The 19,990-nt window shown below is 36.8% G+C and carries 24 protein-coding genes and 2 pseudogenes; 20 read left to right on the top strand and 6 right to left on the bottom strand.

The genetic code is table 11. The features are described 5' to 3' along the window. The 8 genes and pseudogenes from ACYSNQ_RS14165 to ACYSNQ_RS14130 form a co-directional block, all read left to right on the top strand. Nucleotides 1-527: pseudogene (locus ACYSNQ_RS14165) on the top strand (hypothetical protein); the annotation flags it as partial. A 20-nt stretch (nucleotides 528-547) separates the two neighbouring features. Beyond that, nucleotides 548-994: a hypothetical protein gene (locus tag ACYSNQ_RS14160; protein ID WP_426084225.1), complete on the top strand. Its 447-nt coding sequence runs from the start codon at nucleotides 548-550 to the stop codon at nucleotides 992-994. A gap of 304 nt (nucleotides 995-1,298) precedes the next feature. Next, the gene (locus ACYSNQ_RS14155; protein ID WP_426084224.1) at nucleotides 1,299-1,463 is read left to right on the top strand and encodes a hypothetical protein; all 165 of its coding nucleotides are present in this window, start codon (nucleotides 1,299-1,301) and stop codon (nucleotides 1,461-1,463) included. Nucleotides 1,464-1,663: 200 nt separating this feature from the next. After that, nucleotides 1,664-2,140: a hypothetical protein gene (locus ACYSNQ_RS14150; protein ID WP_426084223.1), complete on the top strand. Its 477-nt coding sequence runs from the start codon at nucleotides 1,664-1,666 to the stop codon at nucleotides 2,138-2,140. A gap of 281 nt (nucleotides 2,141-2,421) precedes the next feature. Then, complete coding sequence (locus ACYSNQ_RS14145) at nucleotides 2,422-2,988, top strand: CdiA family toxin C-terminal domain-containing protein (protein WP_426084222.1); 567 nt, start codon at nucleotides 2,422-2,424, stop codon at nucleotides 2,986-2,988. 17 nt (nucleotides 2,989-3,005) lie between these two features. Beyond that, nucleotides 3,006-3,374 carry a hypothetical protein gene (locus tag ACYSNQ_RS14140; RefSeq protein ID WP_426084221.1) on the top strand — a complete coding sequence of 123 codons (369 nt, stop codon included), beginning with the start codon at nucleotides 3,006-3,008 and terminating at the stop codon, nucleotides 3,372-3,374. A gap of 390 nt (nucleotides 3,375-3,764) precedes the next feature. Then, the gene (locus tag ACYSNQ_RS14135) at nucleotides 3,765-4,163 is read left to right on the top strand and encodes a hypothetical protein (RefSeq protein ID WP_426084220.1); all 399 of its coding nucleotides are present in this window, start codon (nucleotides 3,765-3,767) and stop codon (nucleotides 4,161-4,163) included. Nucleotides 4,164-4,182: 19 nt separating this feature from the next. Beyond that, nucleotides 4,183-4,608 (top strand): hypothetical protein, encoded by a 426-nt coding sequence (locus tag ACYSNQ_RS14130; protein ID WP_426084219.1) that lies wholly within the window; start codon nucleotides 4,183-4,185, stop codon nucleotides 4,606-4,608. Nucleotides 4,609-4,659: 51 nt separating this feature from the next. Here ACYSNQ_RS14130 and ACYSNQ_RS14125 read toward each other — a convergent pair. Next, nucleotides 4,660-5,082: pseudogene (locus ACYSNQ_RS14125) on the bottom strand (transposase); the annotation flags it as partial. 378 nt (nucleotides 5,083-5,460) lie between these two features. On the opposite strand from ACYSNQ_RS14125, the gene ACYSNQ_RS14120 reads away from it, so the two are divergent. From ACYSNQ_RS14120 to ACYSNQ_RS14110, 3 genes are all read left to right on the top strand, one after another. Then, on the top strand, nucleotides 5,461-6,291 hold the full coding sequence (locus ACYSNQ_RS14120; RefSeq protein WP_426084218.1) for a YwqG family protein: 831 nt from the start codon (nucleotides 5,461-5,463) through the stop codon (nucleotides 6,289-6,291). A gap of 95 nt (nucleotides 6,292-6,386) precedes the next feature. Continuing rightward, on the top strand, nucleotides 6,387-7,001 hold the full coding sequence (locus tag ACYSNQ_RS14115; RefSeq protein ID WP_426084217.1) for a Type 1 glutamine amidotransferase-like domain-containing protein: 615 nt from the start codon (nucleotides 6,387-6,389) through the stop codon (nucleotides 6,999-7,001). Nucleotides 7,002-7,264: 263 nt separating this feature from the next. Beyond that, nucleotides 7,265-7,678 (top strand): hypothetical protein, encoded by a 414-nt coding sequence (locus ACYSNQ_RS14110; protein ID WP_426084216.1) that lies wholly within the window; start codon nucleotides 7,265-7,267, stop codon nucleotides 7,676-7,678. A 230-nt stretch (nucleotides 7,679-7,908) separates the two neighbouring features. On the opposite strand, the gene ACYSNQ_RS14105 is transcribed toward ACYSNQ_RS14110, so the two are convergent. The 3 genes from ACYSNQ_RS14105 to ACYSNQ_RS14095 form a co-directional block, all read right to left on the bottom strand. Continuing rightward, nucleotides 7,909-9,669 (bottom strand): sensor histidine kinase, encoded by a 1,761-nt coding sequence (locus ACYSNQ_RS14105; protein WP_426084215.1) that lies wholly within the window; start codon nucleotides 9,667-9,669, stop codon nucleotides 7,909-7,911. After that, the gene (locus tag ACYSNQ_RS14100; RefSeq protein ID WP_426084214.1) at nucleotides 9,666-10,376 is read right to left on the bottom strand and encodes a response regulator transcription factor; all 711 of its coding nucleotides are present in this window, start codon (nucleotides 10,374-10,376) and stop codon (nucleotides 9,666-9,668) included. Before ACYSNQ_RS14100 ends, ACYSNQ_RS14105 begins: the two co-directional genes overlap by 4 nt. Nucleotides 10,377-10,546: 170 nt before the next feature. Further along, the gene (locus ACYSNQ_RS14095) at nucleotides 10,547-11,053 is read right to left on the bottom strand and encodes a GNAT family N-acetyltransferase (RefSeq protein ID WP_426084213.1); all 507 of its coding nucleotides are present in this window, start codon (nucleotides 11,051-11,053) and stop codon (nucleotides 10,547-10,549) included. Nucleotides 11,054-11,291: 238 nt separating this feature from the next. Here ACYSNQ_RS14095 and ACYSNQ_RS14090 point away from each other — a divergent pair, with 238 nt between their 5' ends. Genes ACYSNQ_RS14090 through ffh form a run of 4 tightly spaced genes read left to right on the top strand, consistent with a single transcriptional unit; the run spans nucleotide 11,292 to nucleotide 14,218 of the window. Next, on the top strand, nucleotides 11,292-11,768 hold the full coding sequence (locus tag ACYSNQ_RS14090) for a 2-thiouracil desulfurase family protein (protein WP_426084212.1): 477 nt from the start codon (nucleotides 11,292-11,294) through the stop codon (nucleotides 11,766-11,768). After that, nucleotides 11,761-12,414 carry an NUDIX hydrolase gene (locus ACYSNQ_RS14085; RefSeq protein ID WP_426084211.1) on the top strand — a complete coding sequence of 218 codons (654 nt, stop codon included), beginning with the start codon at nucleotides 11,761-11,763 and terminating at the stop codon, nucleotides 12,412-12,414. The genes ACYSNQ_RS14090 and ACYSNQ_RS14085 overlap by 8 nt, the downstream gene beginning before the upstream one ends. A gap of 39 nt (nucleotides 12,415-12,453) precedes the next feature. After that, complete coding sequence (locus ACYSNQ_RS14080) at nucleotides 12,454-12,792, top strand: putative DNA-binding protein (protein WP_426084210.1); 339 nt, start codon at nucleotides 12,454-12,456, stop codon at nucleotides 12,790-12,792. Nucleotides 12,793-12,796: 4 nt separating this feature from the next. Beyond that, nucleotides 12,797-14,218 (top strand): signal recognition particle protein, encoded by a 1,422-nt coding sequence (gene ffh / locus ACYSNQ_RS14075; RefSeq protein ID WP_426084209.1) that lies wholly within the window; start codon nucleotides 12,797-12,799, stop codon nucleotides 14,216-14,218. Nucleotides 14,219-14,417: 199 nt separating this feature from the next. Here ffh and ACYSNQ_RS14070 read toward each other — a convergent pair whose 3' ends face one another. Continuing rightward, on the bottom strand, nucleotides 14,418-15,695 hold the full coding sequence (locus ACYSNQ_RS14070) for an MFS transporter (protein ID WP_426084208.1): 1,278 nt from the start codon (nucleotides 15,693-15,695) through the stop codon (nucleotides 14,418-14,420). Between the two features lie 123 nt (nucleotides 15,696-15,818). Between ACYSNQ_RS14070 and ACYSNQ_RS14065 the strand changes: the two genes are divergently transcribed. After that, complete coding sequence (locus ACYSNQ_RS14065; protein WP_426084207.1) at nucleotides 15,819-16,796, top strand: helix-turn-helix domain-containing protein; 978 nt, start codon at nucleotides 15,819-15,821, stop codon at nucleotides 16,794-16,796. A gap of 31 nt (nucleotides 16,797-16,827) precedes the next feature. Beyond that, entirely contained in the window at nucleotides 16,828-17,403 is a 576-nt protein-coding gene (locus ACYSNQ_RS14060) for a DNA-3-methyladenine glycosylase I (RefSeq protein WP_426084206.1), read from the top strand. Nucleotides 17,404-17,677: 274 nt separating this feature from the next. Here ACYSNQ_RS14060 and ACYSNQ_RS14055 read toward each other — a convergent pair whose 3' ends face one another. Beyond that, entirely contained in the window at nucleotides 17,678-18,229 is a 552-nt protein-coding gene (locus tag ACYSNQ_RS14055) for an NADPH-dependent FMN reductase (protein ID WP_426084205.1), read from the bottom strand. Nucleotides 18,230-18,767: 538 nt separating this feature from the next. On the opposite strand from ACYSNQ_RS14055, the gene rpsP reads away from it, so the two are divergent. The 3 genes from rpsP (at nucleotide 18,768) to ACYSNQ_RS14040 (ending at nucleotide 19,914) form a co-directional block, all read left to right on the top strand. Continuing rightward, on the top strand, nucleotides 18,768-19,043 hold the full coding sequence (gene rpsP / locus ACYSNQ_RS14050; RefSeq protein ID WP_426084204.1) for a 30S ribosomal protein S16: 276 nt from the start codon (nucleotides 18,768-18,770) through the stop codon (nucleotides 19,041-19,043). An 11-nt stretch (nucleotides 19,044-19,054) separates the two neighbouring features. Then, the gene (locus ACYSNQ_RS14045; protein WP_426084203.1) at nucleotides 19,055-19,300 is read left to right on the top strand and encodes a KH domain-containing protein; all 246 of its coding nucleotides are present in this window, start codon (nucleotides 19,055-19,057) and stop codon (nucleotides 19,298-19,300) included. Nucleotides 19,301-19,410: 110 nt separating this feature from the next. Beyond that, a complete protein-coding gene (locus ACYSNQ_RS14040; protein WP_426084231.1) occupies nucleotides 19,411-19,914 on the top strand; it encodes a TIGR01440 family protein in 504 nt (167 codons plus the stop codon). Nucleotides 19,915-19,990: the final 76 nt, after the last annotated feature.

Below are 19,990 nucleotides of genomic sequence, written 5' to 3'. Positions count from 1 at the left end.
TCAAAGCGTCGTTTGCGGTATTGGAAGGATTTATGTTAGGATATAACGGAGCTAAGACGGTTAAGGGAAAAGTAACTAAGGTTCCGGAAGTAGATGGGGATGCAGGAAGTACGTATCATGGACAGACAGTGCCGGGTGAGAAAGCCAGTGGGGCTGAGCCTATTAAGCAGCCAAATGATTTTGCTACAGAACCGTTCTTATCAGAAGAATATTATAAAAATAATTATTCTTCTATGGATGGTGTTCCGAATAGCAGAATGGAATATAATAGATTGGGTTCTAGTGGAAATGTAGAAAAATCCATTGTTATTTATGATAGTCAAGGAAAGCAGAGTATCAGAATAGATTATTCAGATCATGGAAATTCTTTACACCATACTAATCCACATATTCATGAGTTTGAATGGAATAATGGATATATAAATCCTAGTTCTAAGAAAAAATTCTTTTTAGATGAAAATGGGATTTTTCGTGAAGGGAAAATTGATAAAGCAACAAATAGTATAACATTTGATCTTGATAAATAAAAATGAATAGGAGAATTACTATGGCGGAATTTATTGAAAATCTTATAGAGGTAATAAATGCAGATAAAATTTTAGATGAAATTAAATCTCAGGGCTCATATTCTTTTTCTAATATTATGAAAATTGAATTTTGTATTGAAGAAAATATTTTTAATGAAAGTCGATCAGTTCTATACTTAGATTTTAAAGTTTCATTCTCAAAATCTAAGAGTATTCTACTAGCTAAAATTAAATTTAACAACGTTAGTAATTTATGTTTGAATAAATTAGCAAATAATATAGACATCTCTGAGGGACTTTATATCCATGATATGAAAAATGAACCCATGGATTGGCCTAATGAAGAAAGATTTCATATTCATGATGATAGCGGTTATGGACAAAACGACGGATATATGTATATTGATTTCTACTGTGAAAGTATTGAAGCAATAGGGTTAGAAGAGTTTCCTTACGAAGACTTCTAATTTATTTATAGTATAATCCTTGTTAAAAAATATTTGAAATAGAAATAATTAAAAAATAAAAAAGGCACTTTACTATTCGATTGGAGTCGGATAGTAAAGCCTTGACTAGCAAGCGTAAACTCACTATTCAAGTTGCCAATAGTTAATAAAAGCTAACTGTATTTATTGTACAAATAATGAACAATCTATTTTCGTAATAAAATAATAGGGGCATTAGCAAATTACAAATGGAAAAAAGTATTAGTGTGCCAGGCTAATACTCTTTTTTATACTTAAAGCCTCGTTCGCGGTACTGGAAGGGTTTATGTTAGGATATAAAGTTGGTAGTTATACACAGAAGAAGATTGAAGTCACTCAATTTGGTCAAGAAATTTTAACTAACAATCAAAAAGTAACTGATTTAGATATTGTAACTCCAAAGCACATAATTGAAGTTAAGAAATCTGCTTCGTCAATAAAAACTGATTAAATAGATAGGCTGATTGATTATAATAATCCCTAGTTTTTTAATTTTGAGTCAAAAAAATACTTGTATATTTTGATGAACCAATTCAGAATATCACTAATCCCAAAACCTTGGAAAAGATTGAGTATTTACGGAATTTGGAATCACAAAATAAGATAACAATAGTAAATTCACTAGATAATTTAGGAGAAGAGTTGAAATAAATGAGTATATCCTGTTCAATTTTATTAAAAGAAAATAGTTTTATAAATGCTACCGATTTGTATAATGTGATGGAAAAAATATCTAAAGAGAAAAAGTTCTTTTTTGCAAAGAATATGGTAGAAAGTGATAGTGAAAATCGTATCAAATTGATTAGAACAAACATCAGTGATAGACCTTTTCGGGATAGTGTATCTAGACAATTAAACGTGGATATATATGATGAACCTTATAAATTTAAAGAAATATCGTTTGACTGGTATGATAATAATATAGTTTTTTTTGAGGCAATAGTGATAGATTCAATTGATGGAAATGAAGATTTGTTATTCTACTTAACATTTGATTTTTTGTCCCTATATCCAGAAGCTTTGCTGTGGATAGAAGAAGATTGGTTTTATTCTTTAAAAGATTTAGAAAAAATGAATCCGGCTTCTATAGAGGAAGACTGGTGTTACCAAAATCCTTCAGAGTTTTAATTTTGTTTTAAAACAAAGGAGATAAACGAATAGAGTTATTAATGATAAATCGGAAATTGAAAACTATGTATATTTATTTTTCTTTTGTATTTCGGATATTTAATTTGTGTTTATGGTACAGAAATACAGAGAGAGGCATTAAAGCTATCATCTAAAGAGTAAGTTGTTTTTAAAGTAAATTAATAGTAGTGTTAGCAAATTACAAACGGAAAAGAGTATTAGTGTGACAGGCTAATACTCTTTTTTTATTCAAAGCCTCGTTTGTGGTACTGGAAGGCTTTGTGTTAGGATATAACGGAGTTAAGACGGTTAAGGGCAAAGTAACTAAGGTTCCTGAAGTAGGTGGGGATGCAGGAAATACGTATCATGGACAGACAGTTAGAGGGAAAAACTATCATGTGAGAATTGGCAGTAATGCTAGAAATCATTTAGAAAATTCAGAAGGGTTATTTAGAAAAGGTGGACAAGGAGTGAAGGGTGGACATAATATGGACGCTTTTTATGGAGAACTCCGTAATCAGGGTTTTAACATTGATGATTGTATTGTAAGTAAAACACCGCATCCAACGATAGAAGGAATTTATGAGATAGAATATAGGATTCCAGCTATTGACAATAAGAAAAGCATTATACCTAATCAATACAAAAATATTTCACGTCCTAAAACAGTATATGATTCGAATGTTTTTTCAAACGATGAGATATATAAAATGGGAGTAGAAGCAATGCAAAATGGAAAAATGAATGGGTATATTGTTGAAGGTTTTTCTTCTAATGGATTGAAATTCACAGGATATATTGACAAAGCAACTGGTGAAATAACAAACTTTTTCCCAACCTTAAAATAATTTGGAGGTATAGGTTTATGTATAAATTAGTCGTGAACAAATTGGATAAGGAAAAATTAATCAATCAATACTTCTTTTTAATTGGTGGATATATTGAAACTATGATGGAAAAATTCTTGAAAAAGGAGGCGTTTGGATTAGATGCAATGGGTATACTATTCAAAAGTGATTTGGATGAAGAGAATGATGAAGAAGAAATAGAGGAAATTAGAAATGATCAGATTTTACTTGTTTCAGAGTATCCCGCCTCTACAGAAGATGAAAAAGCCTATTATTATTACAATGAGTTTTATGAGTATTTAAAAATATTTATTGATGAGAATTATAATGATAATGATAAAATCAACAGTCTATTAAGTGAGATTAAGATAGAATTTCAATTGTAAAAAAATCCAGTGGAAATTATTAGGGATATTCAATCTAAATTAGAAATATAGAAGGTACTCTATCATAAGACTGATAATTAATGATAGAACCTTGACTAGTAAGTGTAATTTCACTAATCAGGTTGCCAATAGTTAATAAAAGCTAACTGTATTTATTGTACAAATAATGCACAAGCTATTTTCGTAATAAACTAATAGTAGTGTTAGCAAATTACAAACGAAAAAGAGTATTAGTGTGACAGGCTAATACTCTTTTTTTATACTTAAACCGATTTGTAGTATCTGAAGGCTTTATGTTAGGATATAACGGAGTTAAGACGGTTAAGGGAAAAAGTAACTAAGGTTTCGGGAGTAGCTTCAGATACAGGAAGTACGTATCATGGACAGACGGTGAAAAATGAGACAGCTAGTGGGGCTGAGACTATCAAGCAACCAAATGATTTTGCTACAGAACCGTTCTTACCAGAAGAGTATTATAAAAATAATTATTCTTCTATGGATGGTGTTCCGAACAGTAGAGTGGAATATAATAGATTGGGTTCTAGTGGAAATGTAGAAAAATCCGTCATTATTTATGATAAACAGGGGAAACAAAGTATAAGAATAGATTATTCAGATCATGGAAATTCTTTACACCATACTAATCCCCATATACATGAATATGAGTGGAAAAATGGCTATAAGCATCCTTCTTCTCATACAAAATATTTCTTAGATGACAATGATGTATTAAGGCCAGGGAGAATTGATCAAGGAACAAATAGTATTACTTTTTATTTTGATAAATAAAATAATTAGGAGGAAAAAAATGTTTGAATATATTGAAAATAGTAATGTGATTTTAGATGAGATAGGTTCAGATAATCCATTTCATTTTAGCGATATTATGAAAATAGAATATAATATTGAGGAAAATATTTTTAATGAAAAACGCTCAGTATTAATTTTAGATGTAAAGACTAAATTTTCAAAAAAGCCTCAAGTAATGTTATCAAAATTTAAATTTAATAATGTAAGTGAGTTATCGCTAAAAGAGGTTACTAATATTGACATCTATGACAGACTAATAATAAGAGATATGAAGAATGAACCTATGGATTGGCCAAGAGACAAAAGATATCATGTTCATGATGACAGTGGTTATGGAGAGAATGATGGATATAATTATATAAATTTTTATTGTGAAAGTATTGAAGCAATAGGATTAGAAGAGTTTCCTTACGAAGATTTCTAGTTTATTTGATGGAGACTATTTTAAAAAACTAAATAAATAAGAGTATTCTTATTTTGTGCCATCGATAAAAAGGGCCTCATTATCGATGACTTGATTCGTAATCAGCTGACGACGAAATAAAACAAAGGCTTCCTCTAACAGACCTGCCGTTGTCTCCTGACTTCTGAATCGATTAATGGTGCGATAGCTGACTTGTTCGTGGTTCGCTAACCAGCGCATACGATAGCTGTCATCCAACAGAAATTCCATTTTCCGACCAGAAAAGACACGCTGAGTATACGCATACAGAATAATTTTTAATAGCATCTTCGGGTGGTAGGCCGGTCGGCCTAATTGTTCTTCTAATTTATTAAAGAGTGTTTGCGGCATGGCTTCGACTAAGGCATTAACCGCAAAAGCGACATCCGTTTCAGGAATAAACTGTTCCAACTCTAATGGTAAAATCGTTTGATTGATGGTATAATTTTTAAACATAAAAGCACGCTCCTTTTGATTGGGTTTAGGCACTTTAATCTTACAAGGCTGTGTGCTTTTTGTGTACCCTAAAATTAAAAAAGTAGGACAATAATCAGATTTTCTTCTGACTATTGTCCCATTCCCTTTTTTATACTCAAAACATCGTTTGCGGTCTTTGAAGGCTTTGTGATAACGGAGCTAAGACGGTTATAGGAAAGGTAACCAAAGTGCCGGAAGTGGATGCAGATGTGGGAAGTCTGTATTGTGGATAGACAGCAAATTCCTAAGAACTGGCAATCACATTCAGCTTTTCTTATTATCAGAAAATACTGACAATAAAGCCTTTACATTGTTGAAAACTAAGTGTTATGATAAATAAAAAACGGGAGGAAAAAAATGGAAAACGAGCTTAGGGATTTGTTGCCGGAGTTTTGGCAAAAAAAATTTGAATCAACAAAAAAAGAGTACATTAAATTAACGTTTTCCAATGAAGGACCATTGGATTTAAAAACAAGTAAGGCAGGAGGAGTAGGCTATCTTCCTGTCACAGAAAATTACCCGCGGAACACGGAAACAGGTATGCCGCTCTTTTTATTAACACAGATTAATTTTGAAGAGCTGCCTGTCTGCAGCGGATTTCCTGAAAAGGGAATCTTAGCTTTTTATGTAGACTATACAGATGATTTAATTGGGGTAGATTATGAACAGTCGGAAAATCGTGCAGGTTATCATGTTTTTTACTTTAAGGACGATAGGACGACTTCTTATACCAAAGAGCAGCAGGAAGAAATTCAGAAGGAAGCGGTAGAGGGCAACGAGCTATATGCGGTAGTGGATGGAGAGTTTAGGATTACCGGCAGCTTGGATGCTCAAATATTAAATACAGATAGTTATGAATTTAAAAAAATCTTTGGTAAGACGATGTTTGAGTGGTTAAAGGATATCACCGATGATAGTGAGTTGGAAGAAAAAATTTATAATGCGCTACATAAGGGAGCTACTGGCAGTAAAATTGGTGGTTATCCATTTTTTACTCAGGAGGATCCACGTATCTATGAAGCAAAAACGGAGTACGACACACTATTGTTCCAACTAGATACAGAAAAAATTGGAGATTCATGGTCAATTATGTGGGGAGATATGGGTGTCGCCAATTTTTTCATTAACCATCAGGCATTGCAGCAAAAGGACTTTACAAAGATTTTATACAACTGGGATTGTGGCTGAGATATGTAGATATATAAGGGGAAATCGTTAGAAACAGACCAGTCGACTTTACTGCGCTTGTCAGTGCAAAATTGAACATTGAAAGGAGATAAAATATGAAGAAAATGCTGTTAGTCTCGATGTTTCAAAATGTTTATCCTTTCGTAAAAGAGATTGAGCCGGCGATTAGCGGACAAACAATCACTTATATCCCGACTGCAAGCAAGGTAGAGAAATTGGGTTTTTTTGTAAGGTTAGGTAAACGGAAATTAAGAAAACTTGGGTTGGCAATTGAAGAGCTGGATATCTCTACGGCATCCTACGAAACAATTAAGAGTACATTGGAAAGAAATGATTGTATTTATATTGCGGGTGGAAATACTTTTTTCCTGCTTCAGGAGATGAAACGAACAGGCGCCGACAAGTTAATTATAGAAGCAGTCAATGGTGGTAAGCTCTATATAGGAGAATCAGCTGGAGCAATCATTGTAGCACCAGATATTGAATATTCATCTCCAATGGATGATAAGCAGAAGGCGCCTCAGTTGCAGAATTATTCTGGTTTACAGTTAGTTGATTTTTATGTTGTGCCTCATCAGGGGCACTGGCAGTTTAAGGAAACTGTTGCCACTATCAGTGAGAACTATTCTGGAAAATTAGATTTAAGAATAATCAATGATCATCAAGCAGTTTTTGTTGAAGGAGAGAAGGTTCGATTGCTTGAAAAATAGCTGCGTAGTTTCACAGAATTTTTTCTCAAACAAAGAGTCACACGTCGCAGATATTATTCTATTAAAAGTTGTGAATGAAGGCACACACAATTATTTTGCAGACTAATCCTGCAGGTGAGAGTATTGCCCGACTTATTTCCAAAGAAGCAGCTTTTGGATTGTCGTTTATTTAAAATTAGGCAGACTAAGAGTCTGGAGAGGTATCATTGTCTCAAACAAATACAACTGAAATCTGTAGCTTCTATAAAGCAAGGAGAAATTACATGCTAAAGCTAAAAGAATACAAGCTATTGCCAGTAACTGTGCCGGAAAAAGAACTTTATCATCTTTTTTGTGAAGCAATCTCAAATTTTGAAAATGGTCGTGTAGATAAGGGTAATTTTTTTGAAATATTGGTAGAATTAACGGATCGACAAGGATATACTTATGAGATTTTAAAGGAACCGTTAAAATCTGAACTAGACAATTTAGTATGTAGCTTATGGAATACTGAAAGCTATGTAGATGTGGATATTCTGCTGGTGATTATCCTTAGTTTAGGATTAGTGAAGAGCTTCAATCAAGTTAAAGAATCGATTGCAGATAGAACAGATATTGATGGGCAAATACTTCTGGAAATACAAGAAGCAATTAGTGAAGCGGAGGAGAATATAGCCAATCCTTATCATGATTACTAAATAAAGCGTTGTTAGTAATGAAAATAGATAGGAAGTATATGTGGAGGACAAACAGTACGATAGTCAAAGAAGCAGTTCTTCCAATTATTTTATGGGATGAGCTAAACAGGTACATTTTAGAAGAAAAATGAGCAATAGGATTGTCGACGTATATGACAATCCTACTGCTCATATATTTTTATAAAACAGGCCAGATGCCCTGATTCCTTAAAATCAAACAACAGTGATTTTTAGATAAGCGGCAGGCGCAAGATAAAAGTAGCACCTACGCCAGGGTGACTATCTACAGTGATTGTTCCGCCAAGCTGTTCGCTGTAAGCCTGAACAATGGCGAGCCCTAGTCCAGTGCCTCCGGAATAACGGGCCCGGGCTTTATCCACCCGATAAAAACGCTCAAAAATTCGAGTTTGTTCTTCCAGAGGTATGCCAATGCCGTTATCTTGAACCGAAATCACTAATTCTTGTGAATGCAGTCCGAAGGAAATCTTGAGCTCCCCATCCACAGTAGAATATTGGACTGCATTTTCAATCAGATTCTTTACAATCGGATGAAAAAGCTCATAAATAGTATTGAAGGTAAGTTTTCTTGCCCCAGTAATAGATACCTGCAGTTTCTTTTCCTTGATTGGGCGCTGATAAGAATGAACAATTTCCTTAATGAAGGAGTATAGTTCAATTTTCTGCTCTCCATAGCTGCTTTTAGAGTCTCTGGAAAGTAAAATAATTTCTTGAATGAGCCGCTGTAGCCGATAGGCATCTTTTTGAATAATTTTTAAAAACTCTGTTAGTGTTTCCGGGTCGTCTTTGGCACCATCCAAGAGTGTTTCAGTAAAACCAATTAAAGAAGTAACTGGTGTTTTCAGCTCATGAGAAACATTACCGACGAAATCTGTTTGGATTTTTTCCAGTCGACGTACTTGAGAAAGGTCATAGGCAACACCAAAAATTTGGTGGTTATTATAGTCATTATCAAAATAGTGTAATGAAAGGTCAATGATCGTTTCCGTTGATTTGGAAGCAAGCGTAATTTCCTGTTGAACATTGCGCTCCTCTGTAATTGCCTGATTGATCAACTGAATCAAAATGGGTTCATTGATTGTTTCTACATAGCTTTCCCGTTTGGCGGGCACTGTCCAAATGTCCAAAAAGCCGCACATTACAGGATTAATTAATTCCAGATTCCCATTCTTATCAATAATAAAAACACCAATCATCAGCTCGTTGAGTAGACTGTGCAGCTGCTGTTCTGTAGATGTGTAGGCACGATATGTTTCACTCATCTGGTTGCTTAGCTCATTTGCTGTTTCGTATAATTCGTGCCATTCAGAAGACTGCTGGATGATTGAACGATTTTTCTCAGGCTGTTGAAGCATCCGTTTCAGAAAAGGCAAGACGGTAAGTAGAGGTTTGTTCTTTTGCCGAATCATAAGTAGTAAAAAGACTGTAATGATAAGAAAGAGCAATCCAAAAATGATGATTAAGAAATTGCGAAATGCCGCTAGACTACTGGAAAATTTGCTGGCTTCTTCGGAAATTCGGATAATGCCGATTAATTCCCCTCTTATTTTTACAGGAATCGCCAGATAAAGCAGTTCTGAGTTTAGTGTAGCACTGGTCCGATGATCAGAGCCAAAAGCTGCACCGTTTAAAACAGCTTTAATTTCTGGTCGATTAGAACGGGAATCATCCAGATTCTTATCGATTGTGTCATAAAATACCTTCCCGCTAGGGTCTAACAAACTGATTCGTTCTTCATTATCAGCTATGTAGGCTTTCAAAAAGCTCTGCTCTTTTGCAGCAAGTTCCTTTTCTCTGAAAATGCTGACTGGAAGCTGATTGGTTAGGAATTCTGCTTTCTTTTGCAAGTAGCTTTCCTGCTGATTCATCAGCTCTTGTCTGAAAAAGGAATTAATAGTAAATAGGCTGACAAAAAATAATAGCAGCATGCTTATAATGGTGAGGAAATATTCCAGACGCTGCCGTTTATTCATTTTTTAGGCTCCTGGAAACGGTAGCCAAAACCGCGGACGGTTACTAGATAAACTGGACGTTTTGGGTCTTTTTCAATTTTGTCACGCAGATGACTGATATGGACATCCACAATTCTACTTTGACCAGAAAAATCATACTGCCAAATCCGCTCCAGTAAGGTATCCCGATTGACAACACGGTCTTTTCTTTTCATGAAATATAGAAGCAGTTCGTATTCTTTTGGAGTAAGTTCGATTTTTTTTCCTTGAACAAACACTTCATAGTTTTCCTCATCAACCTGAATTTCTCCGATAACCAGAGGTGCTTTCAGTTCATTTCTCTCCTCAGAATTACGAGGGCTGACGTTCATCCTTCTAAATATAGCCTTCATGCGGGCGAGAACTTCACGGGGGCTGAAAGGCTTCGTTAGATAATCATCTGCACCAATTTCTAAACCAATAATTTTATCTACTTGATCATCTTTAGCTGTTAAAATCAGGATTGGCGTCTCTACTTTTTCTCTTCTAAGTGCTTTAGTAATATCAAGTCCATCCATTCCGGGAAGCATTAAATCCAAAATGATAAAGTCAAAGGAGTTGCCTAGTGCTAGTTCATATGCTTCAGTTCCAGTATCTGTAGTGGTTACCTGATACCCTTCCTTTTCAAGATTAAATTTCAATAAAGTTAAAATAGAAGGTTCATCATCTACAACTAATACATGTTTCATGGAGTCGCTCCTTTAATAATTAGGGATAAAGTGACGTCAGTCACCGCTGAAAATTGCCTTCTGCTGGGTAACAGCTTGCGTCTTTATTTTAGCACAGTTTCACTAATAGATGTTTATCTATCAACTTCTTAGGTTTCTATTTTTGGAGAAGAAAAAATTGTACACGTGATTTATTCAAAAGAATTGCTCAAGAGCTTTTGATACAGTTCAAACTGATCAAGACCGTAAGCACTGTAACCCAAATCTACAGCAGCAATATATTGAAATTCAAAAGCCCTGTAAAGATTTTTAGCCGGAATATTTTCTTCATAGACATCTAAACGAAGAGCTTTTATCTCCATTTGCCGACTATAGCTGATAATGCTGCGCATCATCTGTTTTCCGATACCCATAGTTAGAAAGTCAGGATGGACTGCGAAAGTACGAACAACAAAAATATCCTTGTAGTCTAAATGGATTTGCCAATCAGCCAGAGAATAGGCAGCTTCTGGTTCGTGGTTCAAAATAACTGCGCCAATAATTCTGCCTTGTTTACGGAAGACAAAAAGATTACTAGCTGCCACTGCTTGTTCTGCTGTTTCCCTGGTAGGGTAAATCGCCTTTTGCCAGCCGGGATAATTAGTATGAGCAGCTAGATAATCATTGAGTGCATCATATAATAATGCTACCTCATTCACATCGTGTTTCCTGGCTTTTTCAATCAGTTTAATTACCCCTTTCTTTTCTAACAGTGTTTGGATAGTATTATAGCTTATTTATTATTATACAGATGAGTCGCTGTTTCTGTCAGTTTTTTTAGAGAATAGCTATGTTAGTAATAACTTTGTAGACAGTATAGAGAAAATGGTATAATGGACTAGATTTATAGTAGGGCGATGACAGATAAATAGTAAAATTGGTTTTGGGGGTAAAAAAATGATTGGAATCAGCGCCTGTCTCGGAGGCAGCTGCTGTCGTTACGACGGCACAGCAAAAACAATTCCAGAGCTGCAGCCGCTTATTGAGGCTGGAAAAGCTGTCTTGATTTGTCCGGAAGTACTAGGCGGCTTGGAGATACCTAGAGAGCCAGCAGAAATAGTCGGTGGCGACGGCTGGGATGTTTGGACTGGTAAAGCAAGTGTTCTGACTATCAGTGGCGAAGATGTAACAGCTGCTTTTAAAACTGGTGCAAAACGAGCGTACCAAAAATTAAAGGAGCAGCAAATCACTCATCTCTTAACCAAAGAAAACAGTCCTTCCTGTGGTAAACAGCTGATTTATGATGGTCGTTTTTCTGGAATGAAAAAAGCAGGAGTTGGTGTCGCGGTTGCCTATTTTGAACAGCACGGTATTAACGTAATGCCAGAAAGTAAGTGGAAACAAGTATTGGAGGAAGTAGAGCTGCATGAGTGAAAAGGAAGTATTAAAAGTATTCAATGCTGAATATGAAAGTATTGGAACAGCAACCCGGGAGCAAATTCATCAGCAAGGGCTTTGGCATGAAACTTTTCATTGTTGGTTCTATGAGTTAAAAGCTGATGATTTAATTATTTATTTTCAAAAAAGAGCACGAACCAAAAAGGATTTTCCCGGAATGCTGGATATCACTGCTGCAGGTCATCTTCTAGCAGCCGAGCAGGTTGCAGATGGGTTTCGCGAGGTAGAAGAAGAGCTAGGGATTAAAATAATGCCTGAGCAGGCAGAATCGCTGGGGGTATTTATTGTTGAAATTGCCTTGGACGGTTTTATTGATAATGAATTTACCAATGTCTTTTTAGTTCGTCAGGAGCTGGCTGCTCGGACATTTCTTTTACAGGAAGAGGAAGTAGAGGGGCTTTTCCCAATCACTCTTACAAGTTTTAAACAGTTGTTTAAAAATGAAGTTTCTCAGCTGAGCGTTGAAGGGCTTTGTCAGCAGGACGGTCAGCAGTTTTCAGTGGTTCAAACGGTTCGAATGTCTGATTTCTGTGCCAATGCCCGCTCGTACTATGAACAACTACTGGCTGCTTTTGAAAAAATCCTTGAAAATCATTCCAAGACTCTTGACTATTGGAAATGAAATCGGTAACCTAGAAGGGATTGAGATGGAGGAATAAACATGGAAATCGAAAAAACGAACCGTATGAACGCCCTGTTTGAATTTTACTCCACATTGCTGACTGAAAAGCAGATGAACTACATGGAATTATATTATGCAGATGATTTTTCTCTTGGCGAAATCGCTGAAGAATATCAAGTGAGCAGACAGGCCGTTTATGACAATATCAAGCGGACAGAAAAAATTATTGAAGAATACGAACGGAAACTCCACTTGTTTTCGGACTATATTGTTAGGGGAGAGCTGCTTGACAAGCTAAAAACCTACTCCACTGAAACGTACCCGAAAGATGAGGCATTAATTCATTATATCGAACAAATTCAAGAAATAGAGGAATGAGAATATGGCATTTGAAAGTTTAACAGAACGTCTACAGCAAGCGATGAGCAAGCTGCGCCGTAAAGGAAAAATATCCGAAGCAGATGTAAAAGAAATGATGAGAGAAATCCGCTTGGCATTATTGGAGGCCGATGTTAACCTCCAGGTTGTTAAAGACTTTACAAAGCGGGTTAGAGAACGTGCGGTTGGAGCGGAAGTATTGGAAAGCTTATCTCCAGCTCAGCAGATAGTAAAAATAGTTGATGAAGAGCTGACTGCAACCTTAGGGACAGAGACAGCCGAACTGAATAAGTCTCCTAAAATTCCTACTGTAATTATGATGGTTGGTCTTCAAGGGGCTGGTAAAACGACATTTGCAGGTAAGCTGGCAAATCAGCTGATAAAGAATGAAAAAGCCCGTCCGTTGATGATTGCTGCCGATGTATACCGTCCAGCAGCGATTGATCAGCTGAAGGTTCTGGGGCAGCAATTGGATGTTCCTGTGTTTGATATGGGAACAGATACGAATCCTGTAGAAATTGTAAAGCAGGGGATGGCACTTGCGGCTGAAAAGAAAAATGACTATGTTCTAATCGATACTGCCGGACGTCTTCACATTGATGAGGGACTGATGGATGAGCTGAAACAGATTAAAGCAATTGCCGAACCAAATGAAATCTTACTGGTTGTGGATGCTATGACTGGACAGGATGCAGTCAATGTTGCTGACAGCTTTAATCAACAGCTGGGGATTACCGGGGTAGTTATTACAAAGCTTGATGGTGATACTCGTGGTGGTGCGGCGCTTTCTATCCGTGCAGTGACTGGTGCGCCAATCAAATTCATTGGTTCCGGTGAAAAACTAACGGACTTAGAGGTTTTCCATCCGGATCGGATGTCCAGCCGTATTTTAGGTATGGGGGATATGCTGACCCTTATTGAAAAAGCTCAGCAGGATTATGACGAGAAAAAAGCTGAAGAGCTTGCTCAGAAAATGAAAGAAAACAGCTTCGACTTCAATGACTTCATCGAACAGATGGATCAGGTGATGGGGATGGGGCCGATTGAAGACCTGCTGAAAATGATTCCAGGAATGAGCGGGATGCCGGGCTTGGAAAATGTTCAAGTAGACCCCAAGGATATGGCGCGTAAAAAAGCAATGGTTCAGTCTATGACGCCCGCAGAACGGGAAAATCCGGATTTATTGAACCCTAGCCGTAGACGTCGGATTGCTGCAGGTTCAGGAAATACGGTCGTAGAAGTAAACAAGATGATTAAGCAGTTCAAAGAATCCAAGAAAATGATGCAGCAGATGACCAATGGAAACATGAATATTCCTGGGATGGATCAGATGTTTGGCGGTGGAATCAAAGGCAAGCTAGGCAAGATGGCTATGAATCGCATGGTGAAAAAGAACAAAAAGAAAAAGAAGAAAAAGAAAAAATAAAAAGCTGGACAACAAGCGGCCAACATCTTTTGGCAGGATGAAAACAGCAGAAATTTTTGCTGAAGCTCATAAGCAATGAGTTCAGATGGGATGTGTATGGAGCAGCTGCTCCATAGATTTATAGTAGTTATGATACCTGCATTCGTCAATTTGATGAATGCAGGTATCTTTTTTAGTAACAATTTATAGCGGAAATGATCTATTTCTCTTCTTCTAAATCCACAGTGATAACAGACGGCTCAGCAACTCTCCTAGAATAGATTAAAGCAAAAATACTAATAAGCAGTGTAGCAACCAGATAGATCTGCCAGCTAAAGACAGGTGTCAAAGTGTTGGCAATGCCTAGGAAAACGGCTTGCCCTACTGGACCGCCTAACAGAACAAGGGTATTAAAAATTCCACTGGTAACAGCCAGTTGCTTTTCGTCAATTTGGCGCATCATATAGGCGGATACTCTTGGATTCATTTTCCCAGTTAGATAGCCGACAATGAAAAGACAAACAATCATGAGTAAAGAATGTTTAAAAATTAGAAAGTTCAACGCCAAAACTCCCAAAACCACCATAGTAGCAGAGATTAGCGGCAGTGTAGAAACAGATTTAAGGAAGTCATTTGTAAATAATGAACCAATAATTATTCCAGCCGATAATGTGATGCCGATGACCGCCAATGTATTGCCGTAATTTCCTAACCACATCGGCTCTATAGTCAGCAGGCTGACGTTCATCAGACCATCGATACATGTTCCAAGTGTATTAACAGCTAGAGCAAATAGAGCAATGATTTTTAAAAAGCGGTTTGTATAAAGCAGCTGTAATGTTTCCAACAGGTTTGACTTAAAACCTGATTTTGCCTGCGTTTTAATGGAGTGATGATTGGGTTCGGCTGCTCTCAACAATTTTCTTTGCTGAAATATTGCAGCACCTGCTAGTAAAAATGTCCCGGCGTTTATCAACCCGAAAGCAGAAAAATCATAACGAAGCAGTATGATAACCCAAGCACCAACGCCTTGAAAAATAATTTGTACGAGCGTTTGCGTAGCTGTTTGAAAGCCAAGAGCTTCTTCTAAAAGCTCTTCAGGAATGAGGCGGCGTAAAAGCGGGAGCTGAAGCCCGCCGCCATAGGCTCCTAAACAGTCAGAAACAATATTGATGAACAGCAGCAGCAGAAACAAGGGAACGGAAGAAGGCAGACGAATCGCAATTGTCAGCAGAATGAAGAGTAGGAATTGTCCTATTCGTGAAATAATCATCCAGCGGGTTTTATGTCGGGTTTGATCAGCCAGATATCCTGTAATAATGTTTAGCAAACTGGGGATGAGTAAAGCCATTGAAGCAAGTGAGACGGCCATTCCTTTAAATGGTGTAGTGCTGGCATAAATAATAAAAACAATATTGAATAAGCTATTGCCGATTCCATTGAGCAGAGCAGCATTGATGAGTGCCCGATAACCTTTATTTTTTCGATATTCATTCATAAAAAAATACGCCTTTTCAGTTTATTTTTAGCGGCCGGCTAAATTTATTTTGTATGTTTACTATAAACAAGGTATGATTAAATCGAGTCAAAAATCCACTATAGTAGAAAAAAGGTGAGGTATATGCGAGAAGGCGAGTTGTTTCGGCAATTAAGAAAAGATCGGGGATTAAGTTTAAAAAAAGTAGCTGATGAGCTAAATAGTGTCTCATTCATCAGCAAGTTTGAGCAGGGGAACTCTAACATCAGCATTCATCGGTTAGAACGTTTATTGGAAAATATCAATGTAACGATTGAAGAATTTTATTACTTACGCGCTCCAAAATCTCAGGTAAAGTTGTTTACACTGTTGACAGATTTGCCCCATTATATGACTGGGACTTACTTAGTTTATTTGAATCGGATTATGATTATAAATGAAAAATATAACTTATATCAACGAGAGAAGGGAATTGCCGAGCTGAGAAAAATCTATAGTGAACTGGACGGTAGTATCCGTTGGCAGAATTTTGTGCAATTGTTCTGTCAAATATTGATAGACTCCTATCAGGCGAATCTTCACAAAGTGAAAGGAGTAGGAGCACAGAAGCTTTTTGACAACTTTAGGATAAAAACGCGTCCAGTTGTGAGTTATCTATATAGTGTGGAAAATTGGGGAGTATTTGAAGTGTTAATTTTTCGTTTCTTTCAGTTCGCTTTTCCTGTTGAGACGATTCGCCAGCTGTTGCCCACGGCACTTTCCCGAATGGAAAAAGAAGCAGGTCTTTCGATGATGAGAGACCTACGCACAAGTCTCCTGTTTTCTGTTTTCACAACCTTCATCAATTTTCGATACATCGATGAATGTAAAGAAGTATTGAAAATATTAGAAAAAATTTTGTCAGATACCTCGGATTCGGCAAATAGCATTCATCTTTTATTTTATAAAGGCTGGTTTCAAATGGTTACAGAGTCGAAAGAGAAAGGGCTGGAAAAGTGCCAGCAGGCAATCTCAATTTTTCGAATTTTAAATTTGCCAAAACTTGTTCAAAATTCAGAATACATTTTGGAAATTGTTCTACAAAACTTGGAGAAACCCGATGATTACATGGTTTTTAGCTAAAAAATAAAGAGTGAGGGAAAGGAGTTAAGCTATGGAAAAATGTGAATGGGCAAAAACTAGTGAAAAGATGGAGCACTATCATGATGAGGTGTGGGGTGTTCCTGTCTACGAAGACAGATTACTGTTTCGTAAACTAGTTCTGGATATTAATCAAGCTGGGCTGAGCTGGCAGACGATATTGAATAAAGCAGAGGCATTTGATACAGCATTTGATTTTTTTGATATTGATAAAGTTGCCTTCTATGATGAAAAGAAAATTATTGAACTGCTGGAAAATCCTGAAATTATTCGAAACCGCAGAAAAATTGAAGCGGCTATTCATAATGCAAGAATTGTTCAGAAAATTCAGAAAGAGCACGGCAGTTTTTCAGTTTATTTGTGGCGGTTTGTTGATTATCAGCCACTAGATATGAAACGAAGTAAACTGAATCCACCAGTTGTTACGAATGAGCTGTCTGATGAAATTAGTGCAGCAATGAAAAAGGATGGATTTAAATTTATTGGAAGTACAATTATTTATGCGTATCTTCAAGCGGTTGGAATTATTAATGACCACGTGATTGAATGCTGGCGGCATGATGAAATCCAAAATTTGGTAAAAGGCTAACAGGAGTAGCTGAGCTGACTGAGAAATCTGTATTTGACTACGAGGTAGTGAAGGATGGGCAGCTTTTTATTTAGTATAAAAAGAGGCAGATTATGAAGCGTTACAGCTGCTGATTTGGAGATGAGACTGTTGAGTAGTAATAAAGCTGCTTGCAAAAGCAACTGGTATTTTTAAGTGGGAAAACGAACGTATTCCAAAGAAATAAACATTAATCGGATATTGCTAAAGACAAAAAAATACCTCTAAGCAGAAAAACCTGCTCAGAGGTTTTTTTTTATGAATTTGCTTCAGTAAACGCGATAAAACTATCCATGATTGCTTGTAAAAAGCCAGTAGTTCCTTCAGCAATTGTACCGTCTTCGTTAATTAGGTTTGCAATGTTGCCGATATAGGCTTCAGGCTGCTGTAAAGTTGGTACATTTAGAAAGACAAGGGACTGTCTCAAATGATGATTTGCTCCAAATCCACTAATCGCACCTGGAGAAACACTAACGACTAAGCCGGGCTTCTTATCCCAAACGCTTTGTCCATATGGACGGGAGCCGACATCTAAACCATTTTTTAAAACAGCAGGAACTGAACGATTATACTCAGGGGTGAAGAAGGCAAGAGCGTCAACTGCTTTTACCTGATTTCTAAATGTAGTCCAGGCTGGTGTTGGCGTACCTTCATCATCCAAATCTTGATTATACAGCTCTAAAGGAGCTAAATCGATAAATACTGCTTCATATCCTTCTGGCAGCAGCTCAGCAAATGCTTTTGCCACCTTACGGGTATAAGATTCTTTTCTTAAGCTTCCTACAAAAAATCCAATTTTCTTTGTCATAACTAATTTCCTCCATTCTGAACGGTTCTTCTCTCTTAATCCTAGGCTCATTTAGCAGTTATTGCAAATAAAACGCTTAAAAATGGGTAAGGAAAAGAAATCTGTACTTGTCATATGAAAAGAAATTGTTGCAAACATGCGAACAAATGATACTTTTAAACGAATTATCTAAAGTAGATGCTCTTAAAGGACAATTAAAAAAACACGGTATTCAACGGAATACCATACTTATGTTTCACTTCTCCTGCCATTTAAATTAAGTGGAGGAAAGAAGTATATAGATGTACTTAACCACATCAGGCAACCGGAAAGAGTGAATAAATACTATTTAGTACGATATCTACTCTGTTCTCAAGGTTTAGCACTTCTGTTCCAACCACTATAAAGACACAAGGTGCCCCTGCCAAGGTAGGAAAACTATAGCATGGAATAAAAAAACTGTAAAGAAAAATTAGGTGTCAAGAAAAAACTCTTTACAGCCTAGAATAAATCTGGTAAACTAACATTTGTGATTAAGTTAATGGAGGTGTAATTATAAATGGCAGTTAAAATTCGTTTAAAACGTATGGGTTCTAAGAAAAATCCTTTTTACCGTATTGTAGTAGCTGATTCACGTTCTCCTCGTGATGGACGTTTCATCGAAACTGTAGGAACTTACAATCCTTTGAAAGATCCTGCGGAAGTAGTTTTAAAAGAAGATTTAGTGTTGAACTGGTTGTCTAAAGGTGCTCAACCTTCTGATACTGTTCGTAATATCCTTTCAAAAGAAGGCGTGATGAAGAAACATCATGAAGCTAAACTTGAAAAGAAATAAGGTGATTAAACATGACTGATGTAAAAGAGTTAGTATTAACGATTGTTCGTCCGTTAGTTAGTCAGCCTGAAGCTGTTTCTTTAGAAATTGAAGAATCAGACGATTTTTTTGAATATAACTTAACTGTATCGCAGGAGGATATCGGACGCGTGATTGGGAAACAGGGGAGAGTTGCAAAAGCAATTCGAACAATTGTTTACAGTGTTCGTACAGATGGACCTAAAAAGGTTCGTTTAAATATTCTTGATGGACAGTAGGTTTTGACCAGTGAAGCAGGCGACTGTTTTGCTGGTTTTTTATTACAGTAAATTGTCGAAAGGAAGTAATTCTTGTGATTGATAGCTATAAAGAGCAGCTGCTGACAGGTATGAAGGAGTATTTTGCACAGTTTTCATTAAGTGAGGGGGATGTTTTTGTATTAGGATGCAGCTCCAGCGAAGTGATTGGAGAACAAATCGGCAAGCATTCTACTTTGGAAATAGGAGAGGCAATCGTGCAGACACTCTTAGAGGTGTTAAGAGATAAGGGAGTATTTTTAGCTGTACAAGGATGTGAGCACATCAACCGTTCATTGGTCCTTGAACAAGCGGCTGCTAAAAGGCTTGGTTTAGAAATTGTCAGCGTAGTTCCTTCTATGGCTGCAGGCGGCGCTGCTGCAACTGCAGCATACAGGCTTTTTGAAAGTCCTGTCATGGTTGAAAAAATCACTGCTGTTGGAGGAATTGATATTGGTGATACCTTTATCGGCATGCATGTTCGACATGTGCAGATTCCTATCAGAACAAGCGTTAAAGAAATAGGTGCAGCACATACCACTTATTTGGCTTCACGGCCCAAACTAATTGGTGGTCCGCGGGCAAGCTATGAATAAGATACTTAAAAAGACAAAGCTGGGACAAAAGTAGGGGGCTTTTTAGCATCTACCCTGTCCCAGCTTTGATTAGTTG

This window comes from Enterococcus sp. LJL51, assembly GCF_054871795.1.
The sequence above is the reverse complement of the archived record's forward strand: the minus strand, read 5'-3'. Positions and strand labels throughout refer to the sequence as shown.